At 58.6% G+C, this 26,639-nt stretch carries 22 protein-coding genes and 1 tRNA gene; 13 read left to right on the top strand and 10 right to left on the bottom strand.

The annotated features are described in order from the left end of the window. Positions 1-2: 2 nt before the first annotated feature. Positions 3-1,874, top strand: a complete 1,872-nt coding sequence (locus ACVWYZ_RS02665) for a chloride channel protein (protein WP_457465878.1) — start codon at positions 3-5, stop codon at positions 1,872-1,874. A 16-nt stretch (positions 1,875-1,890) separates the two neighbouring features. On the opposite strand, the gene ACVWYZ_RS02670 is transcribed toward ACVWYZ_RS02665, so the two are convergent. From ACVWYZ_RS02670 to ACVWYZ_RS02685, 4 genes are read right to left on the bottom strand one after another with little or no spacing between them, the layout of a single operon-like run. Further along, complete coding sequence (locus ACVWYZ_RS02670; RefSeq protein ID WP_457465880.1) at positions 1,891-2,646, bottom strand: endonuclease III domain-containing protein; 756 nt, start codon at positions 2,644-2,646, stop codon at positions 1,891-1,893. A gap of 3 nt (positions 2,647-2,649) precedes the next feature. Then, on the bottom strand, positions 2,650-3,753 hold the full coding sequence (murG, locus tag ACVWYZ_RS02675; RefSeq protein WP_457465882.1) for an undecaprenyldiphospho-muramoylpentapeptide beta-N-acetylglucosaminyltransferase: 1,104 nt from the start codon (positions 3,751-3,753) through the stop codon (positions 2,650-2,652). 30 nt (positions 3,754-3,783) lie between these two features. Beyond that, positions 3,784-4,773 carry a photosynthesis system II assembly factor Ycf48 gene (locus tag ACVWYZ_RS02680; RefSeq protein WP_457465883.1) on the bottom strand — a complete coding sequence of 330 codons (990 nt, stop codon included), beginning with the start codon at positions 4,771-4,773 and terminating at the stop codon, positions 3,784-3,786. Positions 4,774-4,781: 8 nt separating this feature from the next. Continuing rightward, complete coding sequence (locus ACVWYZ_RS02685) at positions 4,782-5,087, bottom strand: rubredoxin (protein WP_457384587.1); 306 nt, start codon at positions 5,085-5,087, stop codon at positions 4,782-4,784. Positions 5,088-5,307: 220 nt separating this feature from the next. Between ACVWYZ_RS02685 and ACVWYZ_RS02690 the strand changes: the two genes are divergently transcribed. Next, on the top strand, positions 5,308-5,817 hold the full coding sequence (locus ACVWYZ_RS02690; RefSeq protein ID WP_457465885.1) for an FHA domain-containing protein: 510 nt from the start codon (positions 5,308-5,310) through the stop codon (positions 5,815-5,817). A gap of 217 nt (positions 5,818-6,034) precedes the next feature. Beyond that, positions 6,035-6,787 (top strand): triose-phosphate isomerase, encoded by a 753-nt coding sequence (gene tpiA / locus ACVWYZ_RS02695; protein ID WP_457465919.1) that lies wholly within the window; start codon positions 6,035-6,037, stop codon positions 6,785-6,787. A gap of 4 nt (positions 6,788-6,791) precedes the next feature. On the opposite strand, the gene treY is transcribed toward tpiA, so the two are convergent. Continuing rightward, on the bottom strand, positions 6,792-9,593 hold the full coding sequence (treY, locus tag ACVWYZ_RS02700) for a malto-oligosyltrehalose synthase (protein WP_457465886.1): 2,802 nt from the start codon (positions 9,591-9,593) through the stop codon (positions 6,792-6,794). 175 nt (positions 9,594-9,768) lie between these two features. Here treY and ACVWYZ_RS02705 point away from each other — a divergent pair, with 175 nt between their 5' ends. The 3 genes from ACVWYZ_RS02705 to ACVWYZ_RS02715 all read left to right on the top strand — a co-directional run bounded on the left by ACVWYZ_RS02705 (position 9,769) and on the right by ACVWYZ_RS02715 (position 12,520). Beyond that, on the top strand, positions 9,769-10,437 hold the full coding sequence (locus ACVWYZ_RS02705; protein WP_414332314.1) for a hypothetical protein: 669 nt from the start codon (positions 9,769-9,771) through the stop codon (positions 10,435-10,437). Positions 10,438-10,471: 34 nt separating this feature from the next. After that, positions 10,472-11,341 (top strand): M48 family metallopeptidase, encoded by an 870-nt coding sequence (locus tag ACVWYZ_RS02710; protein WP_011433741.1) that lies wholly within the window; start codon positions 10,472-10,474, stop codon positions 11,339-11,341. A gap of 240 nt (positions 11,342-11,581) precedes the next feature. Next, positions 11,582-12,520, top strand: a complete 939-nt coding sequence (locus tag ACVWYZ_RS02715) for a carbohydrate kinase family protein (RefSeq protein WP_457465887.1) — start codon at positions 11,582-11,584, stop codon at positions 12,518-12,520. Here the strand turns inward: ACVWYZ_RS02715 and ACVWYZ_RS02720 are convergent. Further along, the gene (locus ACVWYZ_RS02720; RefSeq protein WP_414374844.1) at positions 12,514-14,238 is read right to left on the bottom strand and encodes an ABC transporter ATP-binding protein; all 1,725 of its coding nucleotides are present in this window, start codon (positions 14,236-14,238) and stop codon (positions 12,514-12,516) included. The genes ACVWYZ_RS02715 and ACVWYZ_RS02720 overlap by 7 nt on opposite strands. 36 nt (positions 14,239-14,274) lie before the next feature. Beyond that, complete coding sequence (locus ACVWYZ_RS02725) at positions 14,275-16,290, bottom strand: diguanylate cyclase domain-containing protein (RefSeq protein ID WP_457465889.1); 2,016 nt, start codon at positions 16,288-16,290, stop codon at positions 14,275-14,277. A 694-nt stretch (positions 16,291-16,984) separates the two neighbouring features. Here ACVWYZ_RS02725 and ACVWYZ_RS02730 point away from each other — a divergent pair. The 4 genes from ACVWYZ_RS02730 (at position 16,985) to ACVWYZ_RS02745 (ending at position 21,032) form a co-directional block, all read left to right on the top strand. Continuing rightward, positions 16,985-17,344: a hypothetical protein gene (locus ACVWYZ_RS02730; protein WP_457388178.1), complete on the top strand. Its 360-nt coding sequence runs from the start codon at positions 16,985-16,987 to the stop codon at positions 17,342-17,344. A gap of 249 nt (positions 17,345-17,593) precedes the next feature. Beyond that, complete coding sequence (locus ACVWYZ_RS02735) at positions 17,594-18,514, top strand: L-lactate dehydrogenase (RefSeq protein WP_457465921.1); 921 nt, start codon at positions 17,594-17,596, stop codon at positions 18,512-18,514. A 92-nt stretch (positions 18,515-18,606) separates the two neighbouring features. Further along, positions 18,607-19,326, top strand: coding sequence for a tRNA (guanosine(46)-N7)-methyltransferase TrmB (trmB, locus tag ACVWYZ_RS02740; RefSeq protein ID WP_414374841.1), 720 nt, complete (start codon positions 18,607-18,609; stop codon positions 19,324-19,326). Between the two features lie 98 nt (positions 19,327-19,424). Next, a complete protein-coding gene (locus ACVWYZ_RS02745; protein ID WP_457465891.1) occupies positions 19,425-21,032 on the top strand; it encodes a CPBP family glutamic-type intramembrane protease in 1,608 nt (535 codons plus the stop codon). A 12-nt stretch (positions 21,033-21,044) separates the two neighbouring features. Here the strand turns inward: ACVWYZ_RS02745 and ACVWYZ_RS02750 are convergent, their stop codons facing one another. The 3 genes from ACVWYZ_RS02750 to ACVWYZ_RS02760 all read right to left on the bottom strand — a co-directional run bounded on the left by ACVWYZ_RS02750 (position 21,045) and on the right by ACVWYZ_RS02760 (position 23,945). Continuing rightward, the gene (locus tag ACVWYZ_RS02750) at positions 21,045-22,106 is read right to left on the bottom strand and encodes a J domain-containing protein (RefSeq protein ID WP_457465893.1); all 1,062 of its coding nucleotides are present in this window, start codon (positions 22,104-22,106) and stop codon (positions 21,045-21,047) included. After that, positions 22,064-22,921, bottom strand: coding sequence for an ABC transporter substrate-binding protein (locus ACVWYZ_RS02755; RefSeq protein WP_457465894.1), 858 nt, complete (start codon positions 22,919-22,921; stop codon positions 22,064-22,066). Before ACVWYZ_RS02755 ends, ACVWYZ_RS02750 begins: the two co-directional genes overlap by 43 nt. A 187-nt stretch (positions 22,922-23,108) precedes the next feature. Next, on the bottom strand, positions 23,109-23,945 hold the full coding sequence (locus ACVWYZ_RS02760) for an inositol monophosphatase family protein (RefSeq protein ID WP_414356752.1): 837 nt from the start codon (positions 23,943-23,945) through the stop codon (positions 23,109-23,111). A gap of 269 nt (positions 23,946-24,214) precedes the next feature. Here ACVWYZ_RS02760 and ACVWYZ_RS02765 point away from each other — a divergent pair, with 269 nt between their 5' ends. The 3 genes from ACVWYZ_RS02765 (at position 24,215) to ACVWYZ_RS02775 (ending at position 26,609) form a co-directional block, all read left to right on the top strand. Continuing rightward, positions 24,215-24,772, top strand: coding sequence for an FHA domain-containing protein (locus tag ACVWYZ_RS02765; protein ID WP_414356749.1), 558 nt, complete (start codon positions 24,215-24,217; stop codon positions 24,770-24,772). Positions 24,773-24,844: 72 nt separating this feature from the next. Continuing rightward, positions 24,845-24,916: transfer RNA gene (locus ACVWYZ_RS02770), tRNA-Gln, on the top strand. Positions 24,917-25,109: 193 nt separating this feature from the next. Continuing rightward, complete coding sequence (locus ACVWYZ_RS02775; RefSeq protein ID WP_457465922.1) at positions 25,110-26,609, top strand: cobyric acid synthase; 1,500 nt, start codon at positions 25,110-25,112, stop codon at positions 26,607-26,609. The last annotated feature ends 30 nt before the right edge of the window (positions 26,610-26,639 follow it).

Raw genomic sequence — 26,639 nt, forward strand, 5'->3', positions numbered from 1 at the left:
TCATGAACAGCGCCCCCGCTCTCCGCCTGCGCCTCTCCTCCGAGAACCTGCTGCTGCTGCTGGCGGCGGCAGTGGGGTTGGCCACGGGGCTGTTGGTGGTTGGATTTCGCTACTTGATTGGCTGGTGGCGCTATCTGCTGCAGGACACCCTCGTCGATGGCCTCGGCAGGGCTGCAGAACACTATGGCCTGTGGCTGCTGGGATCTTGGGCACTGGCTCTGGCGCCGGTGCTGGGGGGCCTGCTGATCGGCGCTTTGGGGGCAGTTGTGCCCTTTCCCAACTTGAGCCTCTCCAGCTTGGTGAGTCCTGCTCGTCCTTTGGCACTTCAGCCCTGGTGGATCCCGCTCAAGCTCCTGGCGGCTGCCATCTCGTTGGGTGCGGGAGCTTCCCTTGGCCCTGAGGCCCCCAGTGTGGAAAGTGGCGCTTTGCTGGGATCCCTGCTGGGGCAAAACCTACGCCTCTCGCGGGAGCGGGTGCAACTGTTGATGGCTGCCGGAGCAGCGGCTGGCCTGGCGGCAGGGTTTAACGCGCCCATTGCCGGGGTGTTTTTGGCGCTGGAGCTGGCTTTGGCCCGCACCTTCACCACTTCTGCTGTCAGTGTGGTGGTGTTGGCGGCGGTGGTCTCCGCCTTGATCGCCCAGGTGGGGTTGGGGGCACAACCCGCTTTTCTTTTGCCCACCATCACCCAGCCGGCTTTTGTCTTGCCGGACTACGAGATCCACAGCTTGCTGGAGGTACCTCTGTATCTCGGCTTGGGCTTTTTGGCCAGCCTGGTTTCTATGGCCTTCAGCTACACCCTGGAGTGGGGCAAGCACCTGTTCAACAGTGGCCCCCTGGCGGCCTGGCCAGCTTGGAGCAAGCCCATTTTGGGGGGCGGGATCCTGGGCTGCGCAGGTTTGGGGATCCCATTGGCGTTGGGGGTGGGCTATGAAACCATTGAGTCGATTCTGCAGGCCGTTCCCTTTTCTCTTGGCCATCTGGGCCTGCTCCTATTGGGCAAGCTGTTGCTGAGCGCTTTGAGCCTGGGCAGCGGCTTTGTGGGGGGAACCTTTGCCCCGGCTTTGTTCATGGGGGCAGTGCTGGGGGCAGGCTACGGTCAGGTGCTATCTCAAGCTTTGCCCTTGATTGCCTTGTCTCCCCCTGCTGCCTACGCCATGGTGGGCATGGCGGCGGTGTTGGCGGCCAGCGTGCGGGCTCCGCTAACGGCCATCTTGCTGCTGTTTGAGATGACGCGGGACTATCACATTGCGCTGCCGGTGATGGCGGCAGTGGGTTTGAGCATCTGGCTGACGGAGCAGTTGCATTCGCCGGCCATCTACCCTTCCGCCCGTCGCTATCGCCACGCAACGCTTGACGGAGTCCTTGGGCAGGAGCCTAGAGAGCTGACGGTGCAAGAGGTGATGGTGCCCCCATCTCTTTTGCTTCGGCAAGACACACCGCTGCGAGAAGCTCTGGAGAGTTTGCTGCAGCAAAAGTGCCATAGCGCGTTGGTGGTGGACGGACAGGAGCGGCTGCGGGGCATTCTCACCCTGGAAGATCTGGAGCGGGCCTTGGCCCATAAGGAGGCGGCGGAGTTGGCGGAGCTAACCGTACAGGAGGTCAGCCAATCTCCGGTTCTCACCACCTTCCCCGATGAGGCGGTAGCGGTGGCAGCTGAGCCGATGTACGAATACGATTTGCGCCAATTGCCAGTGGTCTCGCGGGAAGACCCGGAGCAGATCGTCGGCCTGTTGGATCGAGAGCGGGTGCTGCTCTCCCAAGAGATTCAATCGGTGCGGCAAGCCCTGGAGTTGGAAGTTCCCCCAGCAGAGAGAGACGCCGGCAGGAACGGACAAGAGGGGATCCCAGATGCTTCTACTGCGCCCGCAGAATAGAGCCCTGCTGTCGGGATCAACGCTGCCGCCCAGAGGGGCAGGTGGGACGCAGCGGGCAGCGGCCACATTCGGGCATGCGGGCCTTGCAGATGCGCTTGCCCAACCGGATGAAGTTGACATGCAGGGAATAGGCTTTGCCCCTGGGGATCTGGGGGGAAAGCTGAGCAAAAGTGTCGTTGGGATGTTTGGCCCGCACCAGGCCCAGACGGTTGGCCACCCGATGCACATGGGTATCCACCGGGCAGAGATCCCGACCCAGCCCGAACAACAACACACAGGTGGCGGTCTTCAGCCCTACCCCTTTCAGGGAGAGCAAAAAATCGAGGGCGCCGGCGTCGTCCAGGTCGCGCAGAAAGTCGAGGCTCAGGGATCCCTGTCGTTCTTGAATGGCAGCCAGGATCTCCTGAATTCGGACTGCCTTGAGGTGGGCTAAGCCGCCGGGGCGAATCACCTGAACCAGATCTGCCGGATCGGCGGCCAAGACCGCTTCCCAAGAGGGAAAGGCGGCTTTGAGGGCGCGGAAGGCACGGCTGCTGTTGGCATCGGTGGTGTTCTGGGAAAGGATCGTGCCCACCAACTCGTCCAGGAGATCCGGGCGGGGGGAAAGCCCATCGGGAGCCCGCTGGGGGATCCCGAAGCACTGTTCTAGCCGCATCAACAGCGATTCCATCCTGTCGGCGGGCGGGAGTTCTGCCAGCAGGGTTGGGGACTCCGCCGCTTTGGCGGGCACAGGCGGGCGTTGGGAAAGGCTGTCCAATCTTGGCTGTACCACGGCTTAACGGGCAGAACTCTGGCGGATCTCCTGCAACAGGCGGGCAAGAACCTTGCTGGCATTGGGGGGAGCTGTGGCTTGCAAGTGGGCGGCCATTTGGGCAACCACCTGCGGCTGAGCCAACCAGGTCAACACCGTTTGCCGCAGCAAGTCCAAGTTCTCTTCGGATTCTCGCATGACCACCCCCCCACCGCGCCCCACAAAGGCCAGAGCATTCTGATACTGATGATCCTCAGCGGCAAAGGGATAGGGGATCAAAATGGCCGGGGTGGCGGTGGTCAGCAACTCCGCCAGGCTCATGGCTCCGGCGCGGCTAATGGCAAAGTTGGCCCGCTGCAACAAGGCAGCTACATCTCGACGGAAAGGAAAGGGCCGGTAGCGGGGATGGCTGGGGATCCTGGCTTCCGGATCTTGAGCTTCGCTGCCGCCGGTCAAATGCACAATCCAGGCCCCCGCCTCCAACCAAGCTTCGGCACAGGCGGCCACCATGCGGTTGAGGCCCCGCGCCCCCTGGCTACCCCCCATGACCACAATGAGGGGATCCCCGTCGGGAATGGGGAGGTCGGCAGGGAAAGGCTGGGGCGTGTAGAACTCGGCCCGCACCGGCGTACCCACCACTTGGGCAGCCACCCCTGGCAAATGCTCTGCCGTCTCTGCCATGCCCAGCGCCACCACCTGACAAAATCTCCCCAACCAACGGGTCACTTTGCCCGGGATCCGATTGGACTCGTGCAGCAACACCGGTACCCCCAGCGAGCGGGCGGCCAAAATGGTCGGAGCGGCAATGTACCCGCCGGTGGTCAGAACAACGTCAAACCGTCCCAACTTGAGGAGTTGGCGCACTTGCAGGGTGGCGCGGGCCAGTTGGGCCAAGGCTTGCAGCTTGCGGAGAGGGGATCCCTGCCAGCCGGACATGACAACCCGGTGCAAGGGATAGCGCTCCCGCACCAGCTTCCCTTCCATCCGATCCGGCACCCCCAGCCATTCGATCTGCCAGTCGGGCAACTGCTCGGCAATAGCCAAAGCCGGAAAAATGTGGCCACCAGTGCCACTGGCAGCAACCAGCAGCCGCGGGCGTGAAGCTGGATCCTTGGCGCGTATATCCACCCGTGTGCCGATTAGGGATCCCTGAGACCTTCAGGAGTTGTTGGAGCTGACATAGCGCAAGAGGGTGCCCCGTTGCCCCAGAATAAACCCTTGCTCAGGGCCGAAAAACTCAATGCTGTAGAAGTTGGCGGGGATGTTGCTGAGTTTCTTGGCCTGTTCCCAGGTTTTGCCACCATCAGGGCTGTGGATCAGGGTAGCGCCACCCCCCACCACCCACAGGTCGTGGTCGTTTTGATAGGCGGCATTGAGGTAGCCAAAGCTGAGGGCCCGCCCCGGACGCAGCGGCGACGACCACTGGCCGGAGGTGAAGTCATCGGTAAAGGCGATCTCCGCCCCTTGGTTCAATTTCCAAGCGCTGCCGTGGGGGCCAAAGCCCATGTTTTGAATGCGGCGGGAGCTTTCCCGCGGGTAGGGCTTCCAGGTGCGACTTTCAGGAGTGTACAGAAAGTAGAAGCTGCCCCGCGACGACACCGCCAGATATTCGCCTTCAGGGCCGCGGGCAATGTTTTTGATGGCCCCAATCGGCTCATCCACTTGGGCATGCCAGGTCTGACCGCCATCTTCGGTGCGGTAGATGGCCCCCACATTGGTCACCATTTCGGCGGCGCCAGGGCCCAGAGCCTGGATCAAGAGCGGCTCCCCTGGCAGTTGGTTGTTGAGGCGGATGGAAGTCCAGTCGGATCCCTCGTTCAGGGTGTGGAGGAGGATCTTCGGCTGCCCGGCCACCCAGCCTTCTGCCCCAGCAAAGCTAATGGAGGCCAGGTAGGCTTCCGGCTCCAGACCCGGCAGCTCCCGCACCTGCCAGTGCAGACCCCCATCGCGGGATTCCAGCAGCGTCGCCTTGTCTCCCACCAACCAGCCATGGGAAGGGGTGGTGCCGGTGAAGGCAATGTCCAGCAGAATGTTCTGGGTGGGCACTTCCACCTGCTCCCAGGGCACCACCCGCATGTTGGGCATCCCCGCCGCCATCAGCAGCACCGAGACAGCAACCAGCAGCACCAGCCTCAGGGGTTTGAACATCTTGACCCTCACTCGACGAAATAAAAACTCATCAAAAATAAAAATCCCAGCGCCAATCCCAAAAAGATCAGCAGGTTCTTTTGGGCAGGGGTCATCACATTCACCCCCAGGCCATAGCGCAGGTTCTCTTGAAAACCCGAAGGCTTGCCTTTGGCACCCACTGCTTGGAACAAGCGCTTGTCGGCTCGGCACACCGGACATTTCCAATCGGCTGGCAATTCCTCAAACGGCACGCCCGCCGGGATCCGATTGAGCTGATCCCCCTTAGCCGGTTCGTAAACATAGCCACAAGAACGACATTCGTAACGCTGCATCCGCAGGGGATCGCTGAGCTGCGCATCGGTTTCATCTTCCGGCAACTCAATGAGCCTCGGTGTCTGGGGAGAACGGGGTTGAACACCGGGATCCGGTTGCGAGCCATTCATGGTCAGGGATCCATCTGCATCGTCGATCCTATTATGAGAGGAATTGTTACAAAAATCTACTCAGGGGGATCCCGCGCCAGCTCAGAGTGATGGGCAGATTCCGCTGCTCTTGGAGAGGCTGATCTGGTGGACACAGGGATCCACCTGGGGGATCCTATGTTATGTTTTGGCTATCTTGCCCTCAGTGTTGTGCAAGCGGGTGCCTTTCATGACCACGCCCCCTCGCCGACCGGCCCTCAATCACGTGCTGATCGTCAAGGATCGTCATGGGCCAAAAGCCTACTGGTTGACGGCTGAGCTCTACTCCTTAGGCCGGGATCCACGCAACAGCATTCGCATCGACTCCCAGTACGCCTCTCGCTACCACGCCATTTTGGTCAAAACAGAATCCCCCTCTTCTCCCGATGGGTTCACTTACCAAATCATCGACGGAGACATTCAGGGCACCCCCAGCACCAACGGCCTTTACGTGGGCGGGCAACGGGTGGAATTTCGGGATCTGGAGGACGGGGACGAAATTCAGTTTGGCAACGATGCCACCGCTACCTACTCGCTGCAGAACAAAGATCTGGATGAAATTCTGGCTACCTTTGAAAACACCCAGCTCGTTGGGCTGTAGGAAGCTGCCTTCCCTGTTGGGTCTTGGCCTGTCCCGTCTGCATGCTGGTTGAAGGGTTAACCGGCGCTTGGAGAGGGGATCCCGTCGCCGTATTTCTGGGATCGCTTGCTGGTAAACTGTGTCATACGAAAAAACAAAGCTGGGATCCCTGCTGTTTTATTGGGCTTTCTGCTTGCGGGATCCCTTCCTTCTGCTGTCTTTAAGGGAGGATCTCATCTTGCGCCCCATCCTCATCGCCGGCAACTGGAAAATGCACAAGACTCAGGCTGAGGCTCGCGAGTTTCTGCGAGAGTTGGGCCTGGCTTTACGGTCATCGCCGTCAGGGTCAGCATCCCAGCGGCAGATCATCCTATGTGTGCCCTTTACAGACCTGGCGGTGGTGGCAGAGCAAAGCCGCGGATCCGACATAGCCGTGGGGGCACAAAATCTGCATTGGGAGGATCAGGGGGCCTTTACCGGGGAAATTTCCGGCCCCATGCTGGCGGAATTGGGGGTGCGCTACGTCATCGTCGGCCACAGCGAACGGCGGCAGTACTTCGGCGAGACGGACGAAACCGTTAATTGGCGTTTGGCAGCCGCCCAGCGGCACGGCCTTACCCCCATCCTCTGTGTGGGAGAAAGCCAGCAGCAGCGGGAGCAAGGCTTGACCGAGTCTTGGATTGTGGGGCAATTGGATCGCGCCTTGCAAGGGATCGATCTGGAGAACTTGGTGATTGCCTATGAGCCCATTTGGGCCATCGGCACCGGCCAGACTTGTGCAGCTCAAGAGGCCAACCGGGTCATCGGCTTGATCCGGCAACACTTGGGCAATGCCCAACTGCCCATTTTGTATGGCGGCTCGGTGAAGGCCGGCAACATCGATGAGCTGATGGCCCAGCCTGAGATCGACGGCGTGTTGGTGGGAGGGGCCAGCCTAGACCCCCAAGAGTTTGCCCGCATCGTCAACTTTCAGGCCCTAGCTCCCGCCTAGGCCGCTAGCGGGATTGTCCCCACAGCAGGGCTACCGGGAAGGATTTCAAGACAACGCCCACCGGCAAGGTTTCGCCGGCAGGGATCCTTTCCTGGGTTAGCCCATTCACCCAGTCCAGCCGCTTCCAGCGCGGCAGATGAATTTCGGTATCTGCCCAAACGGATTCTCCCAGAGGATCTTGGGTTTCGTCGATCAACTTTGTTAAAAAACGCGGCACCGCCGTGAGCAATACCTGCTTACTGTGCTGACGGGCAAAAGCCACAACATGGTCAGCATGGGATCCGCTGATTTGCAGAGGAATGTAGCTGCCCTCGAGAAACAATTGGGGCTGTTCCTGGCGGGCCTTGAGCACGTGGTAAATCAGAAACAGCTTAATGCGTCCGTCGCTGCGGTGCAGGAGCAAATCCGCGATGAGTTGGAGAGGATCCTGTTTAACCCGCCGTTGAATTTCTTCTAGATAGGCGAGGCGACGGGAAAAATCCACAGGCCGACGATTGTCGGGATCCACCATGCTCAAATCCCACAGTTCCGTGCCTTGGTAAATATCCGGGATCCCAGGGCTGGTCAGTTTGATCAGCGTCTGTGAGAGAGAATTAAAAATGCCAAAGTGAGCAACTTTCCGTTGGAAAGGCAAAAAGGACTCCAAAAAGGGGTTAGGACCTTGAAGGATCCGTTCGATAAAGGCGGTAGTGGCTTCTTCGTACTCGGTATCGGGGCGAAGCCAAGCGGTGTGGACCTTAGCTTCCCGCACTGCTTTGATGGCATAATCTTTGACCCGCTGTACAAACTGGGGCACCTCTTCCGGTTGGAAGGGATAAGAGCCGAGCAATGTCTGGTAGAGCAAATACTCGTCATTGCGATCCGGCAGTTCCGAGCGCTTAGCTTGTTTGCTGCGGACTTTGTAGCCGAGGTTCAGCTCATGCCAAAGATTGATGTGCTTTTCCCACTCGGCGGGGATTTCAGAAAGCACATTCAGCCGGGCCCGCACATCTTCGCCACGCTTGGTGTCGTGGGTAGCAGAAGCATTCATGGACAGAGGCCACCGAGCTGCCCGCTCTTGATTAAAGCGGTGAAACTCTTGCACCGAAAGGCCAAAGCGACAGGGATCCCCGCCGACTTCATTGAGAGATAAAAGGCGGTTGTACACATAAAAAGCAGTATCTTCCACCCCTTTGGCCATGAGAGGGCCAGCCAACTGCTGCAAGCGCATGGCAAAATAGATCTGCTCATGTTTCTCTTGGTCTGATAAATTGTCCAGAGACTCCAGGCAGAGAAAGCGCTGAATAAAATTCAGCTCATTCACCAAAACGGGCAGGTTCTCCTTGGCCTTCTCCACGGCTTGACGAACCACCTGTTGACCTTCTGGACTGAGGATCCCTTCGTGGATATAGACGCGGTAGACCGGAAAGCACACCAAAACTTCTACCAAAGCTCGACGTAAGCTGTAGAGGGTAAAGTCATTGGCATAGCGATGGTGGCTGGTGATCTGCTTGAGCAAAAAAGCAAGATTATCCATATCCCCTGACAGGTTGCGCTCGATGATCAAGCGTTTTTTATCTTCGATAACCTGCTCTGGGGCATATCGCAGATTTGTGAAGTTTTGATAGAGAGAGTCAAAAGCCTCCGCATTTTCTTCTTGACAAAAGATGCCGTTGAGCTTAGCCAAAAAATCGTAACCCGTTGTGCCCTGAACCGGCCAGCTTTGGGGCAGACTTTCATTGGCCTCTAGTATTTTCTCTACCACGATGTAAAGATTTGGGCAGCGTTCCCGCAGGCGATGGAGATACTCTTCGGGATTGAACAAGCCATCGATATGATCGATGCGCAAACCATTAAATCGTCCCTGTTCTGCAAGCTTAAAGATAAGCTGATGGGTTTTGCGAAACACTTCGCGATCTTCTACCCGCAGCGAGATCAGCTCGTTAATGGTAAAGAAACGACGATAATTGATCTCCTCAGCACCCACCTTCCAGAAGGAAAGGCGGAAATGTTGCCGCGCCAGAAGACTATCCAGCAGGTCAAAGCTCGACGGATCCCCTGGCTTGCCGTTAAAAATGGCAATGTTCTCGTCAAAAAAGCTCTGGATAGGTTGGCTAGAAGTGTAGAGTTCCCACAACGAATGCTTGGCAAAGCTAATTTGATCGGTGCGCTCCAGGAGATCTTCCTTGCTGGGAATGAATTTCAGGCTGAAGAGGATCCCGAGCAACTTGACGTAGTCGGGGTGGCTGCGTCCCAATTTTCGCCGCAGCTTGCTCAGGTTGTAGGTAAAAACATCCGCATAGGTGTCAATATTGAGGGGGAACCTCAAGTTGTAGTAGTTAATACTTAGGCCATCGGCATCATAACGAAGCTGGATTTGACCCGACTCCAAACATTTGTCGTAGAAATCTCCCAAGAAAGGGGCTAAGATTCTGCCTTTGATCCCCAGGTAAGAGTGATTCCAATTCACATCAAAGTAGTCAACAAAATCTGAGTTGGGGCCACTCTCCAGAACGTCCATAAGCATCTGGTTTTGGCCATCGTAGGCCATGTGATTGGGCACAATGTCCTGGAGCCAGCCTATTCCCTGCTGATTGAGGGCTTCCCACAAGAGCTCAAACTTTTCGCTTCCCCCCAATTCCTGATTAATTTGCCTGGGATCCACCACGTCGTAGCCGTGGGTGCTGCCTTTGCGGGCTTGGAAGATGGGAGAGGCATACAAGTCACTGATGCCCAGCAACTTCAGGTAGGGAACAATCTGTCGTGCTGCGTCGAAGTCAAACCCAGCATGAAACTGAATGCGATAGGTGGAAGTCGGGATCCGCATGATGACCTTAGAACAATGACAAAGAAGCCGAGCTTGCCAACGGCATAGGGTCAAGAGAACAGATGTATCTAGGGTAGCGGCTAAGATCAAGGAGTCCTGCAGGGGAGAGGCGAGGTTAGTGAACTTGTCAAGGCCACAGAGGAGCGCTTCACCCTCGGTAAGGGGGCCGGCAAGGATGGCGAGGTGGGCAGGGATCCTGCTCGTGGGTGGGCTGATGGGGAGTTGGCGGAGTGAGGCAACCTGGGCAGAAAGCGAGTTTCGGGTGGGGAGTGAGCTGGTTTTGACCCTGCGCACCCCCGATGCCCCCGCTCGCCTCCGTCTGCTGAAGCAACGGTTGGAAGAGATTTTGCTACAGGCCAGCAGCCCTCAGGTGCAGGTCAGTCTGGATATCCCCAGTCCCAATCCCTCGACGACCGGCAGCGGGGATCCCCCAGCTCAAGCCGCTCGGATTCTTTTGAACCAGCAACTGCTGTTGGAGGTAACTCCAGCCGATGCAGAGGCTCATGCTGCTCCCCAACCGGCAGATCTGGCAAGGATCTGGGCGGATCGCCTGCAAACGGTGTTCAACCAGGAATCCAGTCGGCAGCAACTGTTTTTGGGATTGGGGCTGCCCCCGCACTTGACCTGGCAAGGGCGACTCTATCGCCGCGCTGAGCGTGCTGCCGCCGATACTGGGCGCTTTGTTACCGATGGCACTCGCATTCAAGATCATGTGGTCTATTGGGAGATCCCCTCTGGAGAAAACCCGTTTGATTTTACTGACAAGCCGACCCTGCCGGATCCGCCGCCGGAGCGGCTATTTTTGTTGAATCGCCACCGCCAGTTTGTGCCCTACGAGTTGTAACCGAAGTCCTTTCTCCCTCTGTTGTCTATTGTCTATGTCGTCCATTCAACGAGAACCTCGCATTCTGCTGGGCCTGCGGGCCGACCAATTTCGTCATCCCGTGGATCTGCAAGCCACCCGCTCTCTGCAGCAAGTGCCGGGGCTGGGCCTGCTGATTCAAAATTGGCTTGGCTCAACAGCAGGACAGATATTTTATCTGGACAACATTGCTTCTAGTATCCAAATTAACGAGCATCAGTTGCCGGAAATTCATCAGCTTTTGGTGCAGGCCTGTCGCATCTTGGATCTGGAGGTGCCCCAGCTCTACGTGCGGCAGAACCCCACGCCCAATGCTTACACCTTTGCCATGCAGGGGAAAAAGCCCTTCATTGTCTTGCACAGCTCTCTGCTGGATCTGTTGGAGCCGCCGGAAATTCAGGCCGTGATCGCTCATGAGTTGGGCCACTTGAAGTGCAATCACGGGGTCTACTTGACGATGGCCAACATTCTCATGCTCTCCACCAGCTTGCTCCCCTTCGGGGGGTTGTTTTATCAGGCGTTGCAGGATCAACTGATGCACTGGCTGCGGTGTGCCGAGTTTACCTGTGACCGGGCGGCGCTGTTGGTAGCCCAAGATGCCAAGACGGTGATCTCGGTGTTGATGAAATTGTGTGGGGGATCCCCGCAATTGGCCTCCAAGCTGAACGTGGACGCCTTTTTGGAGCAGGCCCGTACTTACGACGAGCTGGACGGGGATCTGTGGCAGATGGAGCTGAAGCAGATGCAAACGGTGGGGCGCACCCATCCGCTGCCGGTGCTGCGGGCCAGAGAAATCGAGCGTTGGTTCCGCAGCAACACCTATCAGCAGATCCTGGAGCTCCAGGGATTGGGCTCCGCACCGCGGACGTCAACGGCTGCTTCGTAAACTACCCGACTCCGACCGCTAAAGCAGTACAGAGCGGGCTTTTAGTAGCCCTGCAGTTGGCAAGCCAACCACGAGCCTCTGGGGTGGTTTACAGCACCCCCAATCGACCGTTACCAGTGCCTTAAACAACCGTTTCTGGTGTCCGCAGTACAATTATAACCATGGAGGCGGACTTTCCTCTCGACACTGATCCTACCGGTACAGCACGGGGCTCCTGCGATTTCTAGCTGAGTGCTCAAGATGGATCCCTCTCATGTGCCCCTGGGTTTGCCGCTCATCTTGGGGGAGGTACTTTTCGACTGCTTCCCCACAGAGATTGTGCTGGGCGGAGCAGCTTTGAATGTGGCTTGGAACCTCAAGGGGCTGGGATCCGATCCCCTCTTGCTCAGTCGTGTTGGCCAAGACGAGGCCGCCAGAGAGCTGCTGGGGGCCTTGCGACGGCAGGGGCTGCGCCTGGAGGGTCTGCAGCAGGATTCTGTTCACCCCACCGGCAAGGTTCAAGTAACCCTGGATGAGCAAGGGATCCCCACCTTCGCCATCTTGCCCGACCAAGCCTACGACTACATCCAGTTGGATATCGGGGCTCTGCAAGCTCTCCAGCCCAGCCTGCTCTACCGGGGCAGCTTGGCAGCCCGCCGGGAGGCAGCCCATCGCCACTTTCAAGAGGGGATCCCCGCTTTGGGCTGTCCCGTGTTTCTGGATCTCAACCTGCGGGATCCCTGGTGGCATCCAGACGCCATCCAGGAGATGCTGCGCACCTGCACTTGGCTGAAGCTGAACCAGGCAGAGCTGGAACAAGTAGCCCAACTGGAAGGGATCCCTGCCGGAGACGTGCTGGAGCAAGGGCAGATCCTACAGGCTCATCTGAACCTGAAAGGTCTATTTCTGACCTTGGGAGCGGCAGGCGCGCTGCTGATCACCCCTACTCAGATCCATCGGGCCGACCCAGTGCCCGCGCCTCAGATGGTGGATACAGTGGGGGCGGGAGATGCGTTTAGCGCCGTAGCCATCCTGGGGCTGTTGCGGGGATGGCCGGAGGCGATTCTGGTGCAACGAGCCGTGCAATTTGCAGCGGCCATCTGCGGGATCCCGGGGGGAGCACCTGCGGATCCGGAGTTTTACCGGCCCTTCTGGCAGGCATGGGAGATCCAGGAGATCCAGAGGCCAAGGGTTCAATGAAACTGGCGCAGGTGAAACTGGGCGTAGCGACCCCCTTTGCCCAGCAATTCTCGGTGATTTCCCTGCTCCAGCAATTGCCCCTGCTCCAAGACGAAAATGCGGTGGGCGGTGCGCACTGTCGAGAGGCGGTGGGCAATCACAAAAACGGTGCAGCGTTGCATCAGCCGTTGCAGCGCTTCCTGCACCAACGCTTCTGACTCGTTGTCCAAAGCAGAGGTAGCCTCGTCCAGGATCAAGATCTTGGGGTTGAGGAGCACGGCGCGGGCAATGGCCAGCCGTTGCCGTTGTCCACCGGAGAGGGTGACCCCCCGTTCTCCCACGCGGGTGGCGTAGCCATCGGGCAAGCTCTCGATAAAGGTGTCAATGTTGGCCACCTGGGCCGCCTGGCGTACCGCTTCCAGGTCAAAATGCTCTTGTCCGTAGGCGATGTTGCTGGCAATGGTTCCCGAAAACAGGGTGATCTCCTGCGGCACAATGCCGATCTGCCGGCGCAGGCTCTTGAGGGTGACGGTGCGGATGTCGATGCCGTCGATGCGGATGCAGCCCTGCTGGGGATCGTAAAAGCGGGGAATCAGGCTCACCAGGGTGGATTTGCCGGCGCCGGAGGATCCCACCAAGGCCACAATCTCGCCGGGAGACACCTGAAAGCTGATCTGTTTGAGCACCGGCTGATCCGGTTTGTAGGCAAAGGAAACTTGGTCGAACTCCACCCAACCCTGAATGGGAGGCATGGGGCGGGCCCCGGGCAGCTCCCGGATTTGGGAGCGGGTGTTTAGCAGCTCGAAAATCCGCTCCACCGAAGCCTCACCCTGTTTCAGCTCGCTGTAGTTGTTGGTGATGTGAACAATAGGGTCGATCAACATCGCAACACCGGCGATAAAGCCGAGAAACTGGCTGCCGGTCAGGTTGCCCTGGCTAATTTGCCAGCCGCCCACCCAAAACACACCCAACACGCTCATGGCGTACAGAAAACCCACCACCGGGTCTTGAATGGCTCTCATCTGTTCGGTCTGAAACCGGGCCAGGCGGTTGCTTTCGGCAATGGCACTGAAGCGGCGAATTTCGTAGTCCTCAGCCGCAAAGGCGCGAGTGAGGCTGATCCCGGCAAACACCTCTGTCAAGAGGGCGGCCAAATCCGACATCTTCTCTTGGTTGAGGCGGGAGCGAAACAAAAGGCGATCCCCAAACCAACTGATCAAGGCTCCCATCAGGGGGGCTATCAGCAAGGTGGTCAAGGTGAGAATGCCGTTGAGATAGAACAGGTAGGCCACCACCGCCAAGATGGTGAGCACGCTGGGGATGAAGCGATGGAAAAACCGCTGCACCACCTCTCCCACCCGATCCAGATCCCCCGTAAGGCGATAGACCAGATCGCCGGTGCGGCTGCCGGAAAAATAATCCACATCCAGCGCCTGCAGGTGGGCATAGATCTGTTGGCGCAATTCCAAAACCATTTGCAAGGAGGCCCTCGCCATCAGGGTGTCTTGGCCATACTGAAAAGCGCCGCGCACCAAGAAAAACACCACCCCAATCAAGGCCAGCATCCGCAATTGCCCCAGATCCCCGGCACCGATGGAGCGGGCCACCCACTCGATCAAGTAGGCGAGGGCGGGCATGGTTAGCACAAAGCCAAGGGTACAGGTCAGCCCCAGCAACAACATCCACAGGTGGGGCCGGATAAAGGGAATGAGACGGCGATAGCTGCGACCTGGATGCACAAATCACAAACCAGAAGGGCCTCTGACCCAACCAGCTTACAGGATAGTGTTGCGGACTGCTGCCGGGATCCCTGAAACTGGCCGGTAGAGCTGAAAGCCGCTGCGACCCTTTTCTTTGACCTGGTAGAGGGCCAAGTCGGCATGGTGCAAAAGGGTAGATGCCTCCACTCCGTCTTGGGGGTAGAGGGCGACGCCAATGCTGCAGGTCACGGAAAGGGAATGGCCCTCGCAGGAGAAGGGAGTTTGAAAGGCATCGACAATCCGCTGAGCCAGACGCGCTGCCACTGTGGGGCTGCCAATTCGGGGCAGCAGTAGGGTGAACTCATCCCCTCCCCAGCGGGCGACGATATCTCCAGAGCGAACGCACTTGGTTAACCGTTCAGCTACCCCCTGCAACAGGGCATCGCCGACACCGTGGCCGAAGGTATCGTTGATGTCTTTGAAGTGATCCAAATCCACAAAGAAGAGGGCCAGAGATTCACTGTAGTATTGCTGCAGGGTCTGCTGCAGCCGCTCCCGAAAGGATTCGCGGTTCACCAAACCTGTCAGGGCATCATGATGAGCGCGAAACTCCATGTAGGCTAAGCTCTGCTTTTGGGCGGTGATGTCTTCGCAGATGCCTTCATAGCCGAGGATATTTCCGGCTTTATCTTTAACCAAACGGGCTTTTTCTCGGACCCAGATGATCGAGCCATCCCGCCGCCGCAGCCGGTACTCAAAGCCGCGTACGGATCCCTGTTCCTGCAATAGCCGCACAAATTCTTCCCACTGGCTGGGATCCACATAGAGCTGCCGCTTGCCCGCCTCTTTCGCTTCGCGCATCAATTCTTCGGGGGAGCTGTAGCCGCAGATCTGGGCCAGCATCGGGTTGACGGAGAGATACCGACCTGCCGCATCGGTGAAAAAAATGCCCTCTACCGCATTCTCGAAAAAATTGCGATAGCGCTCCTCAGCCTGGCGCAGCTCCTCTTCCACTTGCCGGCGCTCCGAGATCTCGAGGGCCAGAGACACCAAATCCGCCAGGGATCCGGCGAAGTTTTGCTCTTCTAAGGTCCAGTGGCGAGGGGAGCCAATGTGCTCGTGGCAGAGAACACCCACCATCCGTCCTTCCAGTCGAATGGGGGCATCCAGCATCGAGACCACTCCCATTGCTGTCAGGTAGGAATTGCCGAACTCGGCGGTGCGGGGATCCGCCACCACTTGGTCGGCAGCAATGGTGCGCTCTTGCTCCAGGGCTTGAAAATAACGGGGATAGTCTTTGGCCCAGATCTCCGCCCCTTGAGTATGGGATCCCTCGGGGTTGTCTGGGGTGATCTCGAATTGATTGATGCAGCGAATGCTGGAGCGCTCCGACGTGTAGAGCCAGACCCCCACCCGTGCCACCCCCAGGGTATGGGCGGCTGTAGTACAAATCTGTTGCAGAGCAGCTTGTAAGTCTCCTTGGCTGAGGGCTTTGTGCCGGGTGAGCTCCATCAGAGCCCGGTTGTGCTCCAACAGTTGCTTTTGGCTGCGCTGTAGCTGCCACTCCACTTGCTTGCGTGCTGTGATGTCCTGACAGGAGCCGACAATTCGGCTGATTGGCTTGTTCTCCTCAACTACTGGAGAAAGGGTAACGATTAGAACATGGGTCGACTCTGGGTCGGGAGCGGCAGAGGCCGTTAGGCTCAGCTCAAAGCTCACTTGCCGGCCATGGCTGAGGCAGTGTTCGGTGTGCAGTTGAATCTGCGCAGCCAGAGAAGGCGGTAGACAACTCTGGAGCTCTTCTCCCTCGATAGGTCGAGAGGAGAGAAAAAACATCCTGCAAAAAGCCGGGTTACCCACCAAAAACCGACAGCGCGGTTGAGGTGAGCCTCTTTCTGGCTCCGGGGGCAGACACTCAAGGACAAACAACCCATCGCTGACGCTCTCGAACATGGTGCGCAGCACAGCCCGTCCCCGAGCCTGTACCGGGCGCCCACGGTACATGACCTGGGGATTCCACAGATCGGCCCGCGTCAGCGCATCATAAACGCTGCCAGCCTGGTCTGGCCCAGCAGTCCCCCTTTCAACCATAGGCTAGAAGTACCCAGTAGATTCGGACAACGGGAAGGAGGAGTCGAAAGAGACGGCTCTGCAGTACGCCCTACCTTATTATAAACATTCATCTTATAAGCATTCACCCTACAGATATCTGCTCATTACAGATTGCTGAAGAAGCGTTTGTATCACTCAGTACAAAAGATCCCAGCGCTGGCACGAGCTTTCAGGTGTTCCGGCGGGGATATTCTTTGAAGCAACTCTTGCAGGTTAATCAAGAACTCTGTCCTGCCGGCGTGAGGAGACCTGCGCTGCCGTTTTCAAGGTCAAATCGCTTCTTGTTCCCCCCGTGCTCTGCCATACCCATGCATCGACATACTTAAGCAGAAACCATGCTTCTGCAATTGAAATCAATCTCATTAGCAAAAAACTCATCTAGGCCCGAAAAAGGGATCTCTGACAACCCAAGATGGCCACTCCTGCTTGCTTGGGATCCCCAATTTACCTAAGACAAGAGAGGAAGACTGATGGATACAACTCCACCGCTCAACTGAGTAGCAGCGTAACTCTATTGATATAGACTTGCAATATTATACCGGCCTGGCAGGGACTTTCTTTGATAAAGACTTGCATCAAGCTAGGGAGGTCTGGTAGAGTGCTTACCCAAATGGCAATTGCTAAAGATTTGCAGTTAAGTTCCCTCGGGAGAGCGGGTCGCGGAGTGGCAAGCATGGCATGGCAACAGGTTCAGGCGGGGGTGTGGTGTAGGCAGTTGGGGCAATTGGCGCCTCAGTGGTGGTTGGGCTGGAGTCTGGAGCAGGGCTTTCGGCTCTACCGCAAAGAAGTTTCCTCTGCTCTGCCTTCTCTCTCTGCTTTGAGGATTCGCTACCAAGAGCGAGATGGCTGGCTGGACGTGTTTCTGGGAGAAGCGGAGCAATGTAACCGACGACGGCGCAGCCTTTTGGATCCGGCAGCGCGGGTAGCCTTGCACTACATGCCGGAAGATTTAGCTCAGATTCAGTCCCTAAAGTGTCCTCACGAGCGCATTCCCCTCGAGCTTTGGCAGCGGCTAACCCAGCAGCCGGGTTGAGGACTGTTGAAGGTTAGAGGGCTATTTATTGTTTTTATTGTTTCAGATGGATCCAGTCCGCTGCGGCAACCGATCCTGCCTCTTCTCGCCTTTCCAGTTCTTCTGGAGAGCGGTAGCCTGTTTTTTTCTTCCTCTAGGCAGGCTTAAGCTGGAGAACGAAGAGTAGCGGCTGCAGCCATGACTGTTTCTAAGCACCAACCCAAGCAGCGCTCCCAGCAGCAGGTCGAGGGGCTGACTTCTCGCCGCCTTTTGAAGGGATCCATCATCGGAGCTGGGCAGGTGGGCATGGCCTGTGCCTACGCGATGGTGATCCAAAATACCCTGGATGAGCTGGTGATCCACGACATCGCCCGCAACAAGCTGGAAGGGGAAGTGATGGATCTGGTGCACGGGATCCCCTTTGTGGAGCCGACGCGGATACGGGCAGGGGAGCTGGCGGATTGTGCCGGATCAGACGTGGTGATTTTGACGGCAGGGGCTAAGCAGCGGCCTGGAGAAACCCGTTTGGATTTGGTGCAGCGCAACGTCGAGATCTTCAAAAGCTTGATCCCGGCCTTGATGGCCCATTGCCCTGACACACTCCTCTTGGTGGTGAGCAATCCCGTTGACATCATGACTTACGTTTCCCTGAAGTTGTCGGGGTTGCCGGCAGGGCAGGTAATTGGGTCGGGGACGGTTTTGGACACAGCCCGCTTTCGCTATCTTTTGGCGGAGCGCCTGGGGGTGGATCCGCGTAGCCTGCACGCCTACATCATCGGCGAACATGGGGATAGCGAGGTGGCCGCTTGGAGCAAGGTGAACATTGCCGGTACCCCGATTGGGGAACTCTCGCCGGACTGGGATCCCGCCTATTTGGGGGATATCTTCGAGCAGGTGCGCAACGCTGCCTACGAGATCATCCGTCGCAAAGGGGCCACCAGCTACGCCATTGGGTTGGGGGTGACGCAAATTGTCCAAGCCCTGCTGCGGGATCAACACCGCGTTTTGACGGTGAGCAGCCTCACCCAAGGGGAGTACGATCTGCCAGAGGTCTGTCTCAGCTTGCCCAGAGTGGTCGGGCGGCAGGGGGTGGAACGCACGCTGGCCATGTCCCTCACCGAGAGCGAGCGCAAGCAGCTGCACCGCTCGGCCCAGATCTTGCGGCAAGTCATCGACAGCATCCGGTGGTAGCCTAGATCTCCTGGACTTTTGTCGCTCCCCTCCAAGCTGGGGGATCCCTTGGTCAGTGGGCGAGGGCCGCAGCTGGCGGCAGGAGGTGGTCTATGGAAGCAGAGGTGCAACAGGGGCAGCAATCGCCTGAGGGCCAACTGGAGAAGCGCCCCCCTTCTCCGCCTTGGGCCGGGATCCCCTTACAGAGGGGCCTCGGTCACCGGGTACGGCAGCACGTCAATCCCCTGCAGGCGCAGTATCAGCAGCCCACCCCCCCACCCCATTGGGAACGGGTATACCGGCGGCTGGGGCAGCCCTTTCATCTGGATATCGGCACAGGGAGCGGACGATTTCTGCTGCGCCTCGCTCAGGAGCAGCCCGACTGGAACTTCCTAGGGGTAGAGATTCGGCAGGCGCTGGTGGAGCGGGCCAATGCCTGGCGGGATGAGCTGGGGCTGGATAACGTCCATTTTCTGTTTGCCAACATCAATGTCTCTTTGCGGCATCTGTTTGCGCCGGGGGATCTCAGCCGGGTGACCATCCTATTTCCGGATCCCTGGTTCAAAAAGCGCCATCACAAACGGCGGATCGTCCAGCCCCAACTGGTGGCGGATCTGGCTCTGCTGCTGCGACCGGGCAGCCCCGTCTTCCTGCAATCGGATATCCAAGAGGTGGCCGAAGAAATGGCAGCTCGATTTTTGGATCATCCGCAGTTTTGGGATCCCCACCAGGGGCCTTTGGACTCCAATCCCCTCGGCATCCCCACGGAGCGGGAGTGGCACTGCCTACAACTGGGCCTGCCCATCTATCGCTATTGGCTGGAGCGACGGTGACAACAGGACAAATCCGTAATGCAGTAATAACAACTCCATTCCGCCAAGACAATACAGAAGATAGGATATAACCCGCTTGAGTTGGATCCGTTGCCGCAATGTCTCACCCTGAAGCCACGGCCTTTGCCGACCCCTCTTCTGCTCGGCTTTCTGTTCGCCGTGGGATCCTCAACCTGCTGAGCCTATTGGCCATTGTGATTGTCGGGCTTTCTCTTTCCAGCAGTTGGTTCCAGCCGCCGCCCCAAACGCAGTTGGATTTGTTGCAAACCGATCTCGCCCTGCAAGCTTCCCGCACCCTCGATGATCCCCGCTATCAGGATCTGGCACGGGCACTTTTGGGTCAGGATGTGTTCAAGGTGGCCCAAAATCGCTATCAGCAGACCGCCGATAACTACACCGAACGCCTGAAACGTTTGAAACGGCTGGCCCGGTCAACTCCTGCTGGCGAATCTGAGGCGGCCAGCCCAGAACTGGCCCAATCTCCAGAGGTGGATCCTGCCCTTCTGGCCTCAATGCAAGATTTGCAGACGGAGCTGGATGCACTGTGGCTGCGCCTGGGCTTGCTCTATGCCTACCAAGAAGATCTGGAAGCTGCTCGGCAGCAATGGCAGCAGATCATCGACCTGGAACGTCCCAAAGTGCTCCGCGCCGCTGGCGCGATGGAGGTGGAATCGAGTCAAAAGAGAGCAGCCCAGGTTCTACAGGGACTGTGGGGAACACCGCGGCGCATCTTGCCAGAGGCGGAGGTGCAGATTCGCAATCATCTGGATGGTTGGTTTGAGGCGGTGGCTCTACAACAGCTTTACCGACTGCAGCAGCGCAGCGATAGCCTGAATGCCCTCAACCAACAGCAGGAAAAATTGGCCTTGGCGGCTCTATTTCGACTGGCGGTGGTGGGCGGGATCCCCGTGCTGGGGGCACTGCTGGGGTTGATGCTCTTGTTGGGCTGGCTGGGCTGGAGCCTTTGGCGCAAACGTCCGCTTCTGGGCCCTGCTTGGGAAGTGCCTTGGCCGGGGATCGGGGCGCAAGCGGTGCTGACCGGCTGGTTTTTGGGGTTTATCGCCCTCAACGCTTTGGTGCCTCGACTTTACATCATCATCCTCGGCCTGGGGGCACGGCAGCTCAGCCCTTGGCACCAGGCGGTAGCCCTGTTTCTCACCTACAATTCCGGCGCTTTGCTGGGGGCGGGGTTATTGTACCGTCTCTTGCACGCCTACCCCGGCTGGCAGAGGGTGCTGCAGGTGCGGTTGTGGGGTCCTTGGCTGCTGTGGGGCTTGTGTGGCTACTGGGTGGCCTTGCCTTTGGTGGTGCTGGCAGCGGCACTCTCGCAATTGCTGCTACCGCAGGCGGGGGGTGGGAATCCCATTTTGCCCCTGCTGCTGGATAGCCATGGTTGGGGGGCGCGGTTGGTGTTTTTGGCCGTGGTGTCTGTCTGTGCCCCTGTTTTTGAGGAGGTGCTGTTCCGGGGCTTTTGGCTGCCTACTCTAAGCCGCTACCTGCCTATGGGGGCCGCCATTGGGCTTAGCGCCTTCACCTTTGCCCTTGCCCACCTCAACCTTTCCGATCTGCTGCCTTTGACCATGCTGGGGGTGGTGCTGGGGGTGGTGTACAGCCACAGCCGCAACCTGCTGGCTCCCATCCTACTGCACAGCCTCTGGAATACGGGATCCCTGGTGACGCTGCTGGTGCTAGGGGGTGCGCGTTAAGGGGGGCTCTGCCTACTTTTTCCTGCCGAAGAGGCGGCTGAAGAACCCGCCGTTGTCTTCTTTGCGGGGAGGCGGCACCACTTTCTGAGCCTGTGACGTTTGACGGCTGGCCACTCGCGTTGGCGGGACGGAGTCCTTGGGGACGGGAACGGGCTGTTGGGTGGTGACTTGCTGCATCCAACGGCGCACTTCTGCCATCAACTCGGCGTTTGCAGGTTCTAGGCGACTGGCTTGCATAAAGTCTGCTTTGGCCATGCCAGCATTCCCCTGCTTCAGGTGAGCAATGCCCCGGTGCAGGTAGTAGCGGGCCACGTTGGGCTCAGCGCTGATGGCGAAGTTCAGATATTGCACTGCATCCCGGTATTGCTTGCGCTCGATCATGTCCAAGGCTTGGATAAAGCGGGTTTCCGCAGGGCTGAGCTTGGGAGCCGGAGGTGGGGTGGGAACGGGCTGAACAGGGGGACGGCTGGGCGGAGCAACGACGGGGGAGGCTGGGATCCCACCCACAGTGGTACGGCTGGGGGAAGGGGTTGGGATCCCGGTCGCGGTAGTGGTTCTAAAGGCAGGGGCTAGGCTCCCCTGGTAGCCGGCCTTGAGCAACAAATAGGCCAGGTTCAGCTCGCTCAATTGCTCGGTTTTCTCCAGCAGGGTTTCCATGGAGCTGTATTGCTCTTTGGCCAGCTTCTCCACCCGTCTGACATACTCTTCCTGCCAATCGGGGCGCTCGGCCAAGCCTTTGACAGCTTCCCCAGAGGGCCAAAGGTCGGGGGGCGGTGTCTCCAAAAGGCGTTTGATCCGCATTTTGAGCACCGTTTCGTATTCCCCTCGCTCCCGCTCTTTGGTCAGCACTTCGTTGGCCGGGTTGACCAGCTTGGCAAAGAGGATGTTGGCGCGCTCTGCACCTTCGGGATCCCCCACAAACCGATCCGGGTGGAGGGCCTTGGCCGCCTGCAGGTAGCCGCGCCGGATCCCCTTGGAGTCGGTGGTGAGAGGGACGCCCAAGATGGCGAAATGGTCGGTCTCGTAGCGGGCTAGCCCTCGGTTGAGGCGGGGGACATCAGAGTTGGATCCCATAGTTGCCACTTCTCCAAGATTTGCTGCAAGGTTCCGTTTTCGGTCAGGATCACGATCGCCGCATCCACAGCTTCCTTGAGGGAAGGATGCTGAGAGGATACCACTCCCACCAGAGGCATGGGGAACAAGGGCGGCCCCACCAGGCGCAGTCGGGATCCGGCTTGGCGCAGGTTCAGGGCGGCAACGGGCTGATCGACCAGCACAGCATCCAACTGGCCAGCCTGTAGCTGAGCAAACAAGCGCTCAGGGTTACTGGTGGCAAAGAGACGAATGGCGTTGCCTCTCCTCTCGTTGTACGCCTCCAGCAGGGCTGCCCCCGTACTGTTAACTACAATGCCCACTTTGCGGCCAAATAATTGCGACAGTGCTTCAATGGCCGGTTCCTCTGGCCCAGAGGTGGGGAAGGGATCCCGTACCACCAAGCGCTGCGGGCTGAGATAGTAGGGCCAGGTGGCCAGAAACTGCTCCGGATCCAAGCCCAAAGCTTCCCGCGCCCCCCAGATCAAGTCCACCTCATCCGCTTGCAAAGCTGCCAACTGTTCGCTCCAGGCCACATAGATGGGATCCACCTGCACCTGAAGGGTTTGGGCAAGCGCCTCCAGGATATCCCACTCGAAGCCGGCGTAGGTTTGTCGCTCCAAGTCGGTATAGAGATAGGCCGGCCCCAGACTGGGATCCAAGCCAACCCGAATGCGCCCCCGGGCCTGGATCTCGGCCCAACGGGAATCGAGGGGCTGTGCCTGCTCGGTGGGGGCGACTTTCCCTTGTGCCGGCTGAGGGTAACCGGGGCCAGCAGTGGCAACCCCAAGGGCCATCGCTCCCAAGAGGAGAGCCAGGCCGAACTGTGCCGCCCGGCAGCAATGTCGCTGTTTTCTGTGGAGCTTGCTAACCAATCTTCTACCTACCCTGCCCGACACGGATGTTTTGTAGTCTTCTTGATTATTCTTCAACTACTTCTGTCTCGAATTCAACTCGTTCAACCGGCAAGCTTTCCCGGTTTTTCTAGGTTGGGTGGGGATCCCGCCGCATGGGAAAGGAGACCGGCAAAGGCCGCACCTGGGCCAGTTCTTCTTGCAGAGCAGCGTGTAACCAGCCATTGCTGGCCAACAGTCGGCCACTGTAAACGTCCACCGGGCTGCCATCATAAGCGGTCACCTTGCCGCCTGCCTCCCGCACCAGAACGATCCCTGCGGCAATGTCCCAAGGGGAGAGGCCCCGCTCCCAATAGCCATCCAACTGGCCGGTGGCCACATAGGCCAAATCCAGAGCTGCAGATCCGCCGCGCCGCACTCCTTGGGTGAGATGGGTAAAGTGGCAAAACTCGGCGTAGTTGTTGTCGGGGGTTTCGCGACGATCGTAGGCAAAGCCGGTAACCAGCAGGCTCCGAGACAATTCAGCCGTTGTGGAGACTCGAATGGGTTGACGGTTGCGGGTGGCCCCCATTCCTTGGACGGCGCGAAACAGATCCCCGCGAAAAACGTCACAAACAACCCCCAAAACCGGCTCCCGCCCCTGCAGCAAACCGATGGAGACGGCGGCAAAAGGGTAGCCATGGGCAAAGTTGGTGGTGCCATCTAGGGGATCGATCATCCAAGCGTAGGCACCCTCCGGGGATCCCTGCTGGCCTGATTCCTCGGTCAAGATGACATCTTCGGGGAAGTGCCGCCTCAAGATTTTCAAGATGAGATCCTCGGAAGCGCGATCCGCCGCCGTCACCAAGTCGCCCGGACGTTTCTCCTCAATGGCAAGGGTGCCCCCCACATAACTGCGCAGCAAAGCCCCTGCCTCCAGGGCAGCTTCTGTGGCCACATCCAACCGACGCAGCAGGGCCTCTGTCACACCCCTACCTCAAGAATCTGTTACTCAGGATAGCCCGCGAAGGCTGAGGCTCCCAAGGGATTCCTGAAAACCAAAATGGGCCCAACCTGAGCCCAAGCCCAGTTTCCGGGGAAAGGGGGTATCTCCAAGGCTGCCTATGGTGTATAGTACAGTACACTGGGGCTTGTGGGTTTTCCGGCAGCCCGCCAAGACCAGAGTTCCTTTGAAAGCAGTAGGATTTTGGGGAACTATAGATAAGACTTTGAATTTGGAAAGCCAAGCTGCTGTAAATGGCGTTGAGCGTTGAGGGGGGAAGACCTTTGCCACATAGCTACGACGATTTTTTCACCTCCATCACAGAGGTTGGCGGGAAAAGTCCTCTTCCCAGCCAGGGCTTTGATCTGCCGGCGGATTTGTTCGATCAAGTCCCTGAACGGCCGGTGTCCCATCCGGAGTTCACCCTGTCCATCTGCCATCCTGTCCGGCCCTGCAGCTACATCCTGCGGGAGAGTATCTATACGCTTGGACGGGATCCCTCCAACGCCATCCAGATCGTCAATCGGTTTGTCTCGCGTCGCCACGCTTACCTGGTGCGGGTGCCCACCAAGTCCAACCGGACAGGGTTTACCTATTGCCTGATCGACGGCAACCGCAAGGGCCAGTCCAGTACCAATGGGGTGTTTGTCAACGGCACGCGGGTGGCTACTCACTACCTGAGGAGCGGAGATGTCATCTATTTCGGGCCAGAGATCCGCGCCTATTTCTTTGAGGTAGCCCGCACTCTCCCCGTGACTCCTCTTGACATTGGCCCTGACCTTGGCGAAGAGCTTCAGCTTCCCCACGCATAGGAGCTCACTGCAACTGTTGACAGACCCGAAGCTGCATCGCTAGATTAATTAAGCTGGTTAAGCAATGTGAATTGGGGCATCGCCAAGCGGTAAGGCAGCGGGTTTTGGTCCCGCCATTCGGTGGTTCGAATCCATCTGCCCCAGCTCAAAATCCTGTCGAAAGCACAAAGCGCAAGCCCCTGGGATCCCGTGCAGACCGGAGGGTGCGGCTCTGGGCATCAGCAGGGCGGTTAACTAGGGGATTGCAGAGTCGCCTTTGCCAACGGAGGCCCTGGCTTGGCGAGGCTGGCCGCGGGGAGAATGGCAACAACCAGAAACCAAGGGTGAGGGATCCGGGGTGAGCTGTTCAGGTCGATCCTTGATGGTGGTGGGAACTTCTTCCCATGTGGGCAAAACCCTTTTGGTGACAGCCCTCTGTCGCATTCTCAAGAAAGCGGGAAAAAGGGTCGCCCCCTTCAAAGCTCAGAATATGTCCCTCAACGCCTATGTCACCCCAGAGGGCAAAGAGATCGCCTACGCGCAGGCTCTGCAAGCTTGGGCTGCCGGGATTCCCCCTGCGGTGGAAATGAACCCGATTCTTCTGAAGCCCCAGGGCAACCTGACTTCCCAGATCGTCTTGAACGGAGTGGCGGTGGGCACCTACCGCGCCGGAGAGTATTACGAGCGCTGGTTTGCGCCGGCCTGGCAAGCGGTTAAAGAAGCCCTTGCTCGCCTGCAAAAGCAGTACGACTGGATCCTTTGCGAGGGGGCAGGCAGTCCGGCAGAGGTGAACCTCAAACATCGGGACTTGGCAAATATGCGGGTTGCCTTGCATTTGGGATCCCCCACTTGGCTGGTGGCGGACATCGACCGAGGTGGGGCGCTGGCCCATGTGGTGGGCACACTCCAACTGCTGGAACCCGAAGAACGGGCCCTGATCCGGGGCATTGTCATCAACAAGTTTCGGGGCTCGCGGGAACTGTTGCAGCCTGGCCTGGATTGGCTGGAAAACTACACCGGGATCCCAGTTGTCGGGGTCTTGCCTTGGGTGGACTGGGTTCTGCCCCAAGAGGATTCGATGGGAATTGCAGCCAACCCCCTGCTTTGGGAAGATCGCCGCGACCGGGCCGGTGGCCAAGCCCTGAGGGAAGGGCGCCTGGAGATTGCTGTGGTGCGTTTGCCCCAGGTGGCCAATTTCTCGGATTTTGACCCCTTGTTGGCGGAGCCCACCGTCCATCTGCGCTGGGTTCACCCCGGCCAAAGTTTGGGATCCCCGGATGTGGTCATCCTGCCCGGCAGCAAAACCACCCTCAACGATCTGTTCGCGTTGCAAAAGACCGGCTTGGCCGAGCAACTGCGCCAATACTCCGGCCATATCGTCGGCATTTGCGGCGGACTGCAAATGTTGGGAGAAACCATCGCCGATCCCGAAGGCTGGGAGGGGATCGCCGGCACCTACTCGGGGTTGGGCTTTCTCCCTTTGACCACCGTTTTACAGCCCACCAAGGTCACCCAGCAGGTACAGACCCAAAGCCGATGGCCTGCCCTGGCCCCCATCCAGGGGTACGAAATTCATCAGGGATCCACCCAGGCGGATCCCTCTGGCTGCCTGCCGCTGTTCGAGCAAGAGAACCTGGGCTGGCGGGATCCCACGGGTCGGATTTGGGGCAGCTATCTGCATGGCCTGTTTGACAACCACCTGTGGCGGCGACAATGGCTGAACTGGCTGCGCCGACAAAAAGGCTGGGATCCCTTGCCGGATCTGGAGGGCCACTATGCTCAGCAGCGGGAGCAATTGCTGGAGCGCCTGGCCGATCTGTGGCAGCCTCACCTGGACTTGGGCCTGTTGATGGAATAGCCCATCGGCGATGGGGGAGAGAAGTGGGGT

Source organism: Thermostichus sp. MS-CIW-37 (assembly GCF_054060065.1).

What these genes read in the sequence shown, in the direction of transcription:
- ACVWYZ_RS02665 (WP_457465878.1), top strand. Translation starts at nt 3, where the DNA reads ATGAACAGCGCCCCCGCTCTCCGCCTGCGCCTCTCCTCCGAGAACCTG.
- ACVWYZ_RS02680 (WP_457465883.1), bottom strand. Translation starts at nt 4,773, where the DNA reads ATGTTCAAACCCCTGAGGCTGGTGCTGCTGGTTGCTGTCTCGGTGCTG.
- ACVWYZ_RS02685 (WP_457384587.1), bottom strand. Translation starts at nt 5,087, where the DNA reads ATGCAGCGTTACGAATGTCGTTCTTGTGGCTATGTTTACGAACCGGCT.
- treY (WP_457465886.1), bottom strand. Translation starts at nt 9,593, where the DNA reads ATGCGGATCCCGACTTCCACCTATCGCATTCAGTTTCATGCTGGGTTT.
- ACVWYZ_RS02705 (WP_414332314.1), top strand. Translation starts at nt 9,769, where the DNA reads ATGGCGAGGTGGGCAGGGATCCTGCTCGTGGGTGGGCTGATGGGGAGT.
- ACVWYZ_RS02710 (WP_011433741.1), top strand. Translation starts at nt 10,472, where the DNA reads ATGTCGTCCATTCAACGAGAACCTCGCATTCTGCTGGGCCTGCGGGCC.
- ACVWYZ_RS02715 (WP_457465887.1), top strand. Translation starts at nt 11,582, where the DNA reads ATGGATCCCTCTCATGTGCCCCTGGGTTTGCCGCTCATCTTGGGGGAG.
- ACVWYZ_RS02725 (WP_457465889.1), bottom strand. Translation starts at nt 16,290, where the DNA reads ATGGTTGAAAGGGGGACTGCTGGGCCAGACCAGGCTGGCAGCGTTTAT.
- ACVWYZ_RS02730 (WP_457388178.1), top strand. Translation starts at nt 16,985, where the DNA reads ATGGCATGGCAACAGGTTCAGGCGGGGGTGTGGTGTAGGCAGTTGGGG.
- trmB (WP_414374841.1), top strand. Translation starts at nt 18,607, where the DNA reads ATGGAAGCAGAGGTGCAACAGGGGCAGCAATCGCCTGAGGGCCAACTG.
- ACVWYZ_RS02745 (WP_457465891.1), top strand. Translation starts at nt 19,425, where the DNA reads ATGTCTCACCCTGAAGCCACGGCCTTTGCCGACCCCTCTTCTGCTCGG.
- ACVWYZ_RS02750 (WP_457465893.1), bottom strand. Translation starts at nt 22,106, where the DNA reads ATGGGATCCAACTCTGATGTCCCCCGCCTCAACCGAGGGCTAGCCCGC.
- ACVWYZ_RS02755 (WP_457465894.1), bottom strand. Translation starts at nt 22,921, where the DNA reads ATGGCCCTTGGGGTTGCCACTGCTGGCCCCGGTTACCCTCAGCCGGCA.
- ACVWYZ_RS02765 (WP_414356749.1), top strand. Translation starts at nt 24,215, where the DNA reads ATGGCGTTGAGCGTTGAGGGGGGAAGACCTTTGCCACATAGCTACGAC.